The sequence below is a fragment of the Spiroplasma endosymbiont of Cantharis lateralis genome (assembly GCF_964030855.1).
In the GTDB taxonomy this organism is placed as follows: domain Bacteria; phylum Bacillota_I; class Bacilli_A; order Mycoplasmatales; family Mycoplasmataceae; genus Spiroplasma_A.
Window position 1 is genome coordinate 17,676 of sequence record NZ_CAXIQF010000007.1, and the last position, 12,912, is coordinate 30,587.

The 12,912-nt window shown below is 23.2% G+C and carries 11 protein-coding genes and 1 pseudogene; 11 read left to right on the forward strand and 1 reads right to left on the reverse strand.

Going from position 1 to position 12,912, the window contains the following annotated elements:
• The first annotated feature begins 178 nt into the window (after positions 1 to 178).
• The 11 genes and pseudogenes from AAHM99_RS02080 (at position 179) to AAHM99_RS02125 (ending at position 11,327) form a co-directional block, all read left to right on the forward strand.
• Positions 179 to 526, forward strand: a complete 348-nt coding sequence (locus AAHM99_RS02080; RefSeq protein WP_342275117.1) for a lipoprotein — start codon at positions 179 to 181, stop codon at positions 524 to 526.
• On the forward strand, positions 527 to 1,885 hold the full coding sequence (locus AAHM99_RS02085) for a hypothetical protein (RefSeq protein WP_342275118.1): 1,359 nt from the start codon (positions 527 to 529) through the stop codon (positions 1,883 to 1,885).
• Positions 1,886 to 1,972: 87 nt separating this feature from the next.
• Positions 1,973 to 3,811: an MFS transporter gene (locus AAHM99_RS02090; protein WP_342275119.1), complete on the forward strand. Its 1,839-nt coding sequence runs from the start codon at positions 1,973 to 1,975 to the stop codon at positions 3,809 to 3,811.
• Between the two features lie 166 nt (positions 3,812 to 3,977).
• Positions 3,978 to 4,055, forward strand: a pseudogene (locus tag AAHM99_RS05630) (hypothetical protein); the annotation flags it as partial.
• Between the two features lie 21 nt (positions 4,056 to 4,076).
• Positions 4,077 to 4,262 carry a hypothetical protein gene (locus AAHM99_RS05635; protein ID WP_425288798.1) on the forward strand — a complete coding sequence of 62 codons (186 nt, stop codon included), beginning with the start codon at positions 4,077 to 4,079 and terminating at the stop codon, positions 4,260 to 4,262.
• Positions 4,241 to 4,798 carry a P-loop NTPase family protein gene (locus AAHM99_RS02100; protein WP_342275120.1) on the forward strand — a complete coding sequence of 186 codons (558 nt, stop codon included), beginning with the start codon at positions 4,241 to 4,243 and terminating at the stop codon, positions 4,796 to 4,798. Before AAHM99_RS05635 ends, AAHM99_RS02100 begins: the two co-directional genes overlap by 22 nt.
• A 230-nt stretch (positions 4,799 to 5,028) precedes the next feature.
• Entirely contained in the window at positions 5,029 to 6,009 is a 981-nt protein-coding gene (locus AAHM99_RS02105; RefSeq protein WP_342275121.1) for a hypothetical protein, read from the forward strand.
• A gap of 272 nt (positions 6,010 to 6,281) precedes the next feature.
• A complete protein-coding gene (locus AAHM99_RS02110) occupies positions 6,282 to 7,004 on the forward strand; it encodes a MurR/RpiR family transcriptional regulator (RefSeq protein ID WP_342275122.1) in 723 nt (240 codons plus the stop codon).
• A gap of 80 nt (positions 7,005 to 7,084) precedes the next feature.
• Complete coding sequence (locus AAHM99_RS02115) at positions 7,085 to 9,574, forward strand: glucose PTS transporter subunit IIA (RefSeq protein ID WP_342275123.1); 2,490 nt, start codon at positions 7,085 to 7,087, stop codon at positions 9,572 to 9,574.
• A gap of 2 nt (positions 9,575 to 9,576) precedes the next feature.
• Complete coding sequence (locus AAHM99_RS02120; protein WP_342275124.1) at positions 9,577 to 10,983, forward strand: glycoside hydrolase family 1 protein; 1,407 nt, start codon at positions 9,577 to 9,579, stop codon at positions 10,981 to 10,983.
• A gap of 14 nt (positions 10,984 to 10,997) precedes the next feature.
• A complete protein-coding gene (locus tag AAHM99_RS02125; RefSeq protein WP_342275125.1) occupies positions 10,998 to 11,327 on the forward strand; it encodes a S1 RNA-binding domain-containing protein in 330 nt (109 codons plus the stop codon).
• Positions 11,328 to 11,517: 190 nt separating this feature from the next.
• Here the strand turns inward: AAHM99_RS02125 and AAHM99_RS02130 are convergent, their stop codons facing one another.
• Positions 11,518 to 12,381, reverse strand: coding sequence for an alpha/beta hydrolase (locus tag AAHM99_RS02130; RefSeq protein ID WP_342275126.1), 864 nt, complete (start codon positions 12,379 to 12,381; stop codon positions 11,518 to 11,520).
• Positions 12,382 to 12,912 lie beyond the last annotated feature (531 nt).

Sequence of the window (12,912 nt, forward strand, 5' to 3'; positions counted from 1 at the left end):
AATATTTTAATAGATATAATTCTGCACTATTTTTTCCAAACACTTATATGATACAAATAAAATCTTCTAATAATATTGTATTGTTTTTTTTTTTTTTTTCAATTAATATAAAAATATACAACTAAAAAGTTATGTACTTATTTGTTTTTTCTTAAAAGGGTATAATTAAGGAGAAAACATGAAAAAAATATTAAGTCTATTAAGCGCAATAACTATGGTTGCATCAACAAGTGCAACTGTAATATCTTGTGGAAATAAAAAAGATGATTATAGTAAACCAAAAGAGGATCCAATTGAATCTTTAATTAAACAATTTAAAGAAGAGGTTAATGAAATTGTTAATAATCATATTAAAGAAAAAAGTAAAAATTTCTTTATAGTAGATGAACAAGACAAAAACTCTTTGAAATTCTTTAAAAGAACAAAGTTCTCAAGTTTTATGGGAGAATTAAAAAATAAAAAAGTTGATGATTCAATAAGACAAGATATTATTGATGATTTTTATAGTATTTTAGAAGTTAATTAATTGAAATCAAAAATTGATAACTTGCAAAATTTAGAAAAATATTCAGTAATTTTAGGAGATGTTGATTCAGTTTTTAAAGAAATAGTTGTATCTTCAAATGAAAACATTGATTTATCTACTAAATATTCAGCAAGTAGTATTACTGATGTAGTGTGATTTGGAACAGTTAAATTTAATTATTCAATATCAGTTAATTTTAAAAATAAATTAGGTCAAATTGAAGAATATAAAATATCAGAAATACCTGCAATTATTACTGTAACAGATAACATTGACATTGGGAAAAGCATTCAGAATATGTACTCAAAAGTCAATGAGGAATTTATAAAAGATGAAGTAAGTAGAATTTACTCAATTCAATTAACTTTAAATAATAAAACTTATTTAGAAAATACAGATAGTGAAATTTTAAGTTACTTAAATAGTGAAAGTGGTATTGAAAAGTTTGTAAGTTTTATTAAAACTAATTTTGATCTTAACTTGGAATTAGCTAAAAACAACTCATTTAATAATGTATACACTTACGAAACATACAGAAGTAGTGGATTCAAATATGATGAAGATAAAGGAAATGAATTTATTGAAGCTTTCTTTAGAAATAGTAGTAATGAGAGTCACTTATCATATTTGAATGAGACTCAAGCCATTTCTGATAGTCAATATAAAACTGCAGTAAAAAATAAATTAAATAGTATTTCAAATAATTTAGATCAAACTACTGAAGTGACTGATTTAATTAATTCTTCTTTAAAGATGTTACAAATTAATTTAACCAATCTTGCTTATAAAATTGATGAAGATATGTATGTAGAAATTCCAGATTTAAATTTAGATTTTGGTTATTTTAAAAATAACTCAATAACTTCAAGAGAAGAGCTAGAAAGTGACATAATGAATAATATTAATGTTGCAAGAAATGCTTTTAACCAAGTATTTCAAACAACATATACACCAAATAGTAATTATAAACCAGTGTTATTTTATTTTAAATCAAATTCAAAGGTCTTTAAAGCATGAGATGATTTAGGGATATATGGATCAAGAAATAATATTAATGAGTATACAAATTTAACTAAGCAATCATTAATTGATTATAGAAATCAACTTTTAAATAACTCAAAACAAAGTCATTTTAAATTTAATGTCTCATGAAGTGCAGATGATAGTGGTGACATGCCTTATGTTGAAAGATATCTTAACAAGACAGATAAGTATGAAATTGCTCTTTCAAAAGATAGAAATTTCTCAAAAAAATTTAGATTAAACATCAATATTGAATTTGATTATTTTAAAATGGAAGTTAATTACAATCAATTTGCCGCTGGACAAAGAATTATTAGTACATCAAATACTGAATAATTTGCTTTAAAATTTAAATTTTAAAAGTCGAATTTTAAATAAACTTTAAAAAAACAAAAGTATTCTTTTAAAAGAATGGAGATAGTTATGAATGATGTTAAAAAAAATATCAGTTTTTTTACTATTTTTAAATATCAATTCAAAAGTATAATTAGAGAAAAAACTTTTTTGGTAATGTATTTAATTTCAATAAGTTTATCTTTACTAGTTGCAATAGTATTAGTGGCCTTTCCAACATCAGATATGAAAGTCATTATTTTCAACTATTACGTACTTATTCATACATGTGCAATTGTAATTCTTATTTCGATGAGATTATTAAATTATTTCTTTTATATTAAAAAAAGCGATAAAACAATAAATATAATTTCAAGTCAACATTTAAAAAGATCAAAGCTTTTTATTGTTACTAATATAGTAATTTGAGTTTATTGTTTTTTATTATTTGCAATAAACTATTTAATAATTGCTATATGCAATTTTGGTAATCTAGTAGTATTTAAAATCTCAACAGTATACACAATTTATTTATTTCTAATAGTAATTTTATTGTCAAATTTTATATTATTTTTATTAGCATTATTTTCACCTCAAGCTACAATAATTATTATTACTTTAATAATGGCTTTTAGTTTTATTGCTTCTTTACCTTACCAATTTTTAAAAACTTCTGAAAAAACAAAGAATTTTTCTTTTTTTGGAAGTGAAGGTAATGTAATTTTAAGAGCAGATAGTGTTTATAACTCATTTGATCTAGTTTCAAATGTTGAAAAATCAAAAATTGCATATCCAAATTTGAGTAAGTATATTCTTGATTACTTTTTAGAAAATAAATATAGAATAAGTACATTTAGTACACAAGAAAATGTAAAAAGTAGAAAAGATATTTGAAATGAGTTGGGAATTATTGATGACCAACCACTAACTATAAGATTTGATGCAAAGATTTCATCAGTTCCTTTTGATTCTGAAATTTCAGATTGAAAATATGGAGATGAAATTATATTGGAAACATATTTAAAATATAAATTCATTAGTATTGAAAAATTGGAAAATAAAATAAACAATGAGCAAGAAAATAAAGTTGATGAAAATCGTTATAATAAGTTAAATATTTTAAAAGAGTTATATGCATTTAATCAAAATATAACAAGTTATTTTCCAGATTTTCAGCAAAACTTTTATTATCTATTTGATGACTTCATAGAAATAGACTCTTGTGATAATGTGGGTACTTGCTGAGAATCAGTTGATGATCAAGGAAATAGAAAAGTTGAAAAAAATGGTTATATAGAGTTACTTAATGGAACTAATCCCAACTTAGATAAAAGGGGATTTAAAAGATCTTATTTAAAAGATATTTACCAGAATAACTTTATTAATTTAAGTGGACTAAAAATCCAACAAGATGATGGAGTTAGAGTAGTTACAACAGATATGGATAGCAATGCCGATAAAACAAATAGAGTTTTTTCTTCCCTTTATAATCCCTTAATGATTACAGTTAGGATTTTAGAGGACTATTTCATTAATTACACTTCAAATTATGTAATTGCTACTAATTACAAAATTAATAAAAATTCTAATGATTGAAATGAATATGTTAAAACAAGAAATTTTTATAATACTTTTTTCCATTTTAATGTTTTATCTAACTTATTTGTTAATTACACTTATTATTCTGGTTTAAGTTACAATGATATTTGATTTGACCCAGATGTAAAATCAAGTATTTCATTAGATCGACAAAAGAATTTATTACTACCTTATAGTACTTATAACTTAGTAGTTAAAGATGGTTTAATTGATAAACTTTCATTTGATAAGGGAATTGAACCATATTGATATTTACTAGCCCAATTTGCAATTACTATAATATTATTTTCAATTGCATTCTATAAATTTAATGGTGCAGACTTACAATAAAGAGGTTAGATATAAATGGAAAATTTCATTACATTTAATAAATATTTAAAAAGTTTAAAACTAATAAGGTAGGTCCAATTAGTTTTAATATTCATAAATCAAAAATTCTGCAATACTTGGTTCAAGTGGTAGTGGTAAAACTGTTATTTTAAATTCTCTATTAGGAATAATCAAAAAATATAAAGGAAAGATAACTATTAATAATATTAATAGAAAATCACATAGTTATCATAAATCAAATCGTATAATAGGGTACTATACTCAAATGGATTTTTCATTACATGATATTTCAGCTTTTAATTTTCTAAAAGATACTGGATTAGTGATGGGAATTAAAAAGTCAAAGATTAATGAAAAAGTAAAATATTGAATGCAATATTTTGATATTTGAGATCATAGAAAAAAAGAGTTAGAGATTTTTCATGAGGAATGAAAAATAGAATGAATTTAATTCTTTGCTTTATAAAAGATCCAGAAATTATTATTATGGATGAACCTGGAGCAAATTTAGATTCATATTGAAGAAATAAGGTTAAAAATTTATTAATAGATTATAAAAAACAAGGCAAAACTGTAATTATCACTGTTCACAATATTGATGAAATTTCAGATATAATTGATAATTATATAATTTTGGAAAATGGTAAAAAAATATTTGAAGGGTCAAAATTAAGTTTAGGTATTTACTCAAAATATAAAATTTTTATAAAAGATATTTTTGATGTTCAATCTTTTAGAAATTATTTATTACAAGAAAATATATTATCATTTAAATTTGATGCCGATGAAAACTCATTAGTAATTGCAGCACAAACTTATCGTCAAATTAATTATTTATTTTTATATTTAATTAAAAATAATTTACCATTAGTAAATCTTATAAAGCTACCAATTAATATGGAATCAATTCATAAAGCTTTGGAGAGTCAAGACAGAAAAAAAAGAAAATATAAAATAAAAATTAATATGAATTTTATCTCCATTTAAAATAAAGAATGGAGATTTTTATTTTAGTCAGTTTATATCTCAAAAAATTTAATACGTACTAAATTTTTTAAAAACAAAATAATATAGTATATAACATTAATTCACAAAATTATTTTTTAAAAGTTTATTAAAATTTTAATACCTTTATTTTTTTATTATATTTGTTATAAAATTAAATTATATAAAGTAATGGATGTGGGTGGGAATTTGAAAGAAGGGAAAATAAACAAATGAAAAAACTTTTAAACACTTTAGCTATTTTTGGCTTAGGGCTAGCGTCTGTAAATCAAGTTACTGCATTTACAATAAACAATGATGAAGATTCTTTAACAACAAATGATAAATTTTCATTGAAAACATCTACTTCAAATTTTGAAGTAGATAATAAAAATGAACTTTTACCAAATAAAAGTTATGATAGAAAAAATGAAATGCAAGAAAATTTAATTGAATGACAAAAGTATAAAAAAGAAAATAATATTATAGATTTAAATATTGAAAAACTAGAGGCAAAATTTGGAGCATTAGATAGTTCTGGCAATAATATTGATAAAAATTTTTATCAAAAACTATTAATTTCAGATAATGTAGAAGTTCAGAAATTAAACTTTTATGTTTATGATAAAGTAGACAAACAATACAGAGTAGATTTTATTGGTGATTTTAAGATAGATAACATTGAATACAAAAATATTTCACTTTCTGGATATGACAAAAACCAATACTTTACATCTTGACAGATTTTGAGTGACTTCTTTATTATTACTGAATATCAAATTTATGATTTAATAAAATTCCGTCATAAAGAAATAATTACTTTGGACTTAGGTATAAATGATTCTTATTCAATATTTGTGTACACATTAAATGAATATAAATATTACTTTAATTCAAATCCTAAGGAAAAGGAAAATATAGTGAAACCATATTGATCATTTTCAAATATTAAAACTAAAGAGGAATTCAATGTCAATGCCTGAGATTATAAAAGTGATGATAGGGTATTTACAGAAGAGGCATCTGCAACAAGAATAGCAATTGAACTAATAGAGGATAAACCAGGTATTGAAACTAATATTGTGAATTTAAATTGAGTTACAATACTCGAAAGTCATGGATCTTTAGCAGGAAGTAGTCTTATTAGAAAATATGAACCTAATACTTTAAAAGGAGACTTTGAACTTTCTTTAAATGCAACAGTAAGAAGATAAATTATTTTTTTATTGTATATAAATAAATTTAATTTTAAGAAAAAGCATTATAAGAGTATATGTAATTAAAGGATGGTAAAATTAACCATCTTTTTTTTTAAATACAAATAAAATATTATAATTTAAAATTTACAGTCTAAATTTTAAAAATTAAATTAATAAAGTAAAATTTAATAGAGTTTGAAATTTATTGCTTAATTTTAAAGTTCTGAGTTATTATTATTTTTATATAGGAGATATTATTTAAATAAAAATAATTAGAAAAGGTAACTATGATTTTTGATAAGTTAACTAAAATATCACAAAATAATGATAATAAGAATGATACACTAATTGCAAAAAAGTTAATAGAAATGTATATTAATCAAAATTTTTTATCTATAAAGGAATTTGCTGATGCTATTCATGTATCTGAAAGTTTGTTAACAGTTTTTTCTAAAAAACTTAACTTAAAGGGATATAGAGAATTAATCTCTTTATTAAAATTTGAATTATTAGAACAGATAACTCCAAATTTAGATTTCTATGAAGAACATAAAAATAAAGATTTAAACATTTTTTCTCAAATAAAGGAAAGTGTTTTTAAGATCTTTAACAGTATTAAAGATAGCAAAGTTTATATATTAAGTTCTAGTCAATTAAAGTATTATTCTAATTTAATTGTTGAGTTATTTAATTTAAATAATATTAATACTATTAACATAGTCAATGATTACTTATTTTATACATATCTTGAAAAAATTAGTTCTGAAGATACTATATTACTTTTTTTTGCAGGTCAAGGTAATGAAATACTAATCAAAATTTATGAAAAACTTATAAAAGCAAATGAGAATATATTTATATTTTGTTCAAGTTCACAGAAATATAAATTAAATACATATAAAAGTAGAGTTATTTTAGATTTAAAAGAATTTCCAAGCAGTTATATTTATAGAAATATTTCAATGAGTTACATATTAGCCTTTTTTTACGAAGCTATTAATTTACTTTAATTAATTTAATTTAAAAGAAAAGAGACTTAAGAGTCTTTTTTTAATTTTATTTTTAGAGATAATACTAATTGGAGGATAATATGGAAAAAATAAAATTTTATGCACCATGTGATGGAAAAATTTTCAAAATTGAAGATTTAAAAGATGGTGTTTTTAGTGAAAAAATTCTTGGAGATGGTATTTATATAGAACCAGAATCTAATATTTTTTATTCACCATTTGAAGAAGCAAATATCAATATGATTTTTGATACAAAACATGCGATGTTTATACAATGTAAAAATGGTCCAAATGTTTTAATTCATATAGGATTAGATACAGTGAATTTAAAAGAAAAGCCTTTTAAAATTTTTACAGATATTAATAAACAAGTTTCTTTAAAAGATAAACTTGTTGAAGTTAATTTTGATATGATAAAGAAAAATAAACTTTCTCTTGCTACTCCGATAGTTATTGAAGAGAATTTGGAAGAGAATTGAAAATTTGTTTTAAATGATGATGTAAAAAGTGTTAAAAAAGGTGATGAGATTGGTTATTTTTATTTAGATAATCAAAAAGATATCTTAAAAAATATAGATGCACTAATATCTATAAATAAATATGATAAAGTAGCAGAAGATATTTATAAATTTGTAGGAACTTCTGCAAATTATTCTAAATTTTATAACTGTATGACACGTTTTAGATTAATTATTAAAAATAAATCAAAAGTTGATTTAGAAAGTATAGAGAAACTAAGTTTAGTAAAAGGGACTCATTGAAATGGTGAAGAGCTTCAAATAATTATTGGTGGAGAGGTTCAAAAAGTATTTACAGCCTTTACTATACTAAATGATAATCTTTTGAAAGAGACAAATGCAGTTAAAGTAAAAAGACCTTTTAAAGAAAGAATTATGGCTGCTTTAGCAGGGGTTATGGTTCCTAATTTACCAATTTTTATTGGTGTGGGAATGTTAATGGCTGTTCAAAGTATTTTAATTCAAGCTGGAGTTTTAGTTAAACCTGGGCCAGCTGGTTCATTAGAAGAAATTGATCACTTTAGTCAGTATTTTTACATTATTACAGATGTTGCTTTTAAATTTCTAGGATTATTTGTTGGTTACAACACAATTAGATATTTAGGTGGAAATTCTCAAATGGGGTTACTAATTTGTTTAGTAATTGCAAATCCATTTTTATTTCAAAATGCAACTCCTATTTGAACTTGATTCAAAATAGGAGATGTATCAATAGGGATTAAAGCATACGCAAATACAATACTGCCTTGTGTAGCTGCAATGATTGGATATTATTGATTAGATAAATGAATTAAAACTTGAATGCCATCAATGGTGGATATAATTTTTAGACACACACTTGCTTTTATTGTAATAGTAAGTGCAACATTCTTTTTTGTAGGACCAACATTAGGTCTTGTTGAATATGGAATTGGTTATGTTGTAAATCAAATTGGATTACTTCCCTTAGGAATTGGGGTTGCTATCTTTTCATTTGTTTGACAACCAGCAGTTGTCCTTGGAATTCACATTGCTATTGCAATGCCAATTTCTGTACAAGTTCAACAACAAATTCCACAATTATTAAGTCCAGGTTTAATGTATGGTGTTTATGGACAAGTAGGAGCTTTAATTGGTTTAATTATTAGAACCAAAGATGCTAAATTAAGAGCTATGGGAATTGCAAATATTCCAGCAGGATTAATAGGGGTTTCAGAACCTATATTATATGGAATAAACTTACCAAAACAAAAACCATTTATGGCTGGAAATATTGGAGCTGCTATTGGTGGAATGATCTCGGGTATTATTGGAGTTAAAATGCATGTTCCAGGAGGTTATGGAATATTTTCAATAACAGGTTATATTCCTGGTGGCGCTGTTAATGTAGCAATGTTTTCAATGTGTTTATTAATAACTCTTGCTTCAAGTGCTTTAGTAACATTATTGATCTATAAAGAAAGACCTGATGAATTGAAAGAAATTCAAAAGATAAATAAATTATTAGTTTATGCTTATTGTCAAAGAAATAATCTAACTAAAAAAGAAGCTAATGCTCAATTAGAAGTCTTTTTATTGAGAACAAATAATTTCTTTTCAAAAGAAGAGTTAAAAAATATTAAAGAGTTAGAAAAAGAAATAATTATTTTAAATAAAAAAGAAGCTGTTTATGAAAAATATAGTGAGAAGTGCGAACTACAAAAAAATAAATATCTTTTAAAATTAAAAAAATTACGTAAAACAGAAGAACTTGAAAAAATAAAAACTCTATATAGTGCATTTGAAAATTTTGAAAAAAATAATAAACAAGAACAAATGTTAGAAGAAATTAACTTATTTAAAGAAAATGTTAAAGAAAAATCAAAATGATTTAATAGTAAGCAAGATGAATTTATGGATTTAGTTTCTCAAAATACTATAAAATTTGCAAATGATGTAGAATTTTCAAATTTAGTTAGACTTAATAATCAATATTTTAATGCAATACATTCATTAGATATAAATTATGGATTGACTCAAATTAGCAATGATTATTTAAGAAAAAAAGATATCAAAATAAAGGCGGTTAGTTAAATATGAAATTAAAGAAAAATAATTTTCCTAAGGATTTTCTATGAGGAGCTTCTATTTCAGCATTTCAATCTGAAGGAGCTTATAACAAAGATAATAAAGGGATGTCTGTTCAAGATATAAAAAAATATGGAGATGATGTTAGTGATTTTAAAGTTGCATCAGATTTTTATCATAGATATAAAGAAGATATTGTTTTATTTAAAGAGATGGGTTTAAAATCTTTTAGATTTTCAATTGCTTGGTCAAGAATAATACCAACAGGAGATGGAGAAATTAATCAAAAGGGATTGCAATTTTATGAAAATTTAATTGATGAACTAATTAAAAATAATATTGAACCAATTCCAACTTTATATCACTTTGATTTACCTCTCTCATTACAAGAACAAGGTGGGTGAAATAATAGGGAATTAACAGTAAATGCCTATTTAAAGTACGCTGAGGCACTGTTTAAGAGATTTGCTAAAAAAATAAAATACTGAATTACATTTAATGAACAAAATGTAATGATCATGATTGGAAGTAAAGTTTCTATTTTAAATGGTTCACAAACTGCAGTAAATGAAAAGGAATTGTATCAGCAATCTCATAATATGTTTATTGCTCAAGCTAAAGCTGTTGATTTATTAAGAATATACTCTACACAAGCAAAAATAGGACCTGCTCTGAACAATGTTTGTATTTATCCCGATTCTAAGAAACCAGAGGACTATTTAAGTGCTCAAAATGCTAGTATAATGAGAAATTGATATTATTTAGATGCCATTGTTAGAGGAATTTATAATCCAATTGCTAAAAAATATTTTTTGGATAATAATCTTATGCCAGAAATATTGGATAATGATTTAGATATTCTTAAAAAAGGTAAACCTGATTTTTTATCAATAAATTACTATACATCAGGAACAGTAAAAGAAAATCAAGAAGATGCTAATAAGGCTATTAAAATAGATCAACAAACCATGTTTGATATTAATGGTTTATTTAGCTATTCAAAAAATGAATATCTAGGAAAAACAGAATATGGATGAGCAATGGATCCAGTAGGTTTAAGAATTACATTAAGAGAGGTATATGAAAGATATCAATTACCTTTAATGATCTCTGAAAATGGACTTGGATTATCAGAAAAACTTGAAAATGAGACTGTTAATGATCAAATGAGAATTGAATATTATCATCAACACATTGAACAATTGCAATTAGCAATTTCAGAAGGTGTTGAAGTTATTGCATATAATCCCTGAAGTGCTATTGATTTAGTATCTTCTCATCAAGGGTTTAAAAAGCGTTATGGTTTTATCTATGTAGATAGAACAGAAAATGACTTAAAAGAGCTAAAAAGATATAAGAAAAAATCATTTTACTGATATAAGGACTTAATATCAAAAAATGGTGATATTTTTTAATAAAATAGCTATTTTTGCACACTAAAGTATTTATTTTTAAATTTCTTTTAATTTATCTACCTTTATTCATAAAAATAGTTTATAGTTATTGTAAAGGAGAACGAAACATGGGTACAATTGTAAATATTACTATTACTAAAATTGTCGATTTCGGAGCATTTTGTGATGCTGAAATTGATGGTAAAATCTACAAGGGTCTTATTCATATTTCAGAAATTGCTGACGCTTACGTAACAAACGTAGCTGACTATGTAACAGTAGGTCAACAAATGGATGGATATGTTATTTCAGTTGATGAAAGCAAAGACCAAGCTAAGTTATCATTAAAAAGAGTATCAAAATAATATAATTTAGCTTTTATTTAAATAGGGTTTTGGTTTTAGTAATAATATTACAATTGTCTTGCTTTATGTTAAATTTCTAAATAATTTATTAATGATGTCATTTTAATTAATATGGCTAAAAAAACTTCTGTAAAGAAGTTTTTTTCTTTTTATAATGAATAGGGTATAAAAAAAAGTTTTATAAAACCTTTTAATTATTGATAAAACCAATAGTTGTATCAATATAATCTTGTAAATTTTTATGCATTGAACTTGAATGTTTTGCATTTTCATATAACTTAATTTGACTCAATTTAACTTTTTCAACTAAGTTTTTTAAAGAATATAGAACAACTGAATTATGATATAAAATAAAATCATCTTTTTTACCATGAATAAATAAAATTTTTAGATCATTTATATTATTATCTTCTTTTAGTAAATTAACATCTTTAATGTTAATTTTAGCATATTTTCTAAAATTACGATTTATTCCTAATGACATTAATCATCAAGGGATTATCATATATTTTTGCAAAAAGAATCTAATTTGTGGAACAGCTTGAGTAAATGGACAGTCGGCAATTAGTCAATCTATTTTATTTTTTTCATAGTATTTATTTGCAAAAAATACTGCACTAGTAGCACCCATGCTTGTACCAAAAACTCCAATTTCCTCAACTTCAAATGAGTTTTTAACTCAAGTAATTACTTCATTTAGTACTTTTGCATTTGTAAGTCCAAAATCAGAGTATTTGCCATAAGTTGAACCATGAGCGAAGGCATCAAAACAAATAATATTATAACCTTTTTCATAAAGATGAAAAACTCCTCTTAAACCCATATACTTATTTCTTTTAAAACCATGTAGTCCAATAACTCATTTTTTTGAATCCTTATTTTTAACAATTAGAGCACTAATTTGTTCACTAGTGGGACCAATATTGAATTCTCTAATTTGTTCTTTTTTAATGTTAAAATTAGTAATTTTTTTGGCGTTTAAATCATAAAGTAAGTGCTCGTAGGTGTTAAATTCAACACCCTTATATTTTCCTTCTCTTGTATACTTAAACAAGTATGGTACGAAGATAATAGAACATAAAATTGATAAAATTAATACAATAGGAAAAAGAAGGATCATTAATGTAATATTTAATCAATTATAGTGATATTTTTTTATCTTCCTTAAACTTTTTTTATAATTCATTTATATCATTCCTTTAATATTATTTTAAAGAAATTTCTGAAAAAAACTATTAATTTATTATAAAAAAATTATACTTATCTATTTTTTTTATATTTTCCAAAATCGTTTTAAATTTGTTTCTACTTATTTCTTTTTTATTATGAAGATATAAAATTAAATTGCCCTACTTAGAATAGGTAGGGTAAATAACCATTATTTAAATATTTTGAATTTTATATTTACTTAGATTTGAATTAATATATATTTTTAAAATAAAAAAGAGATAACAAATTAAAATTGATATTTTTTAAAAAATACAATATAATTTGCAATCTTATTAAAAGAGGACAAAGAAAATTATATTTTTAACAAGTATTTTATATATCACCTAACTATATATAAAATAAATTTAATTATAAA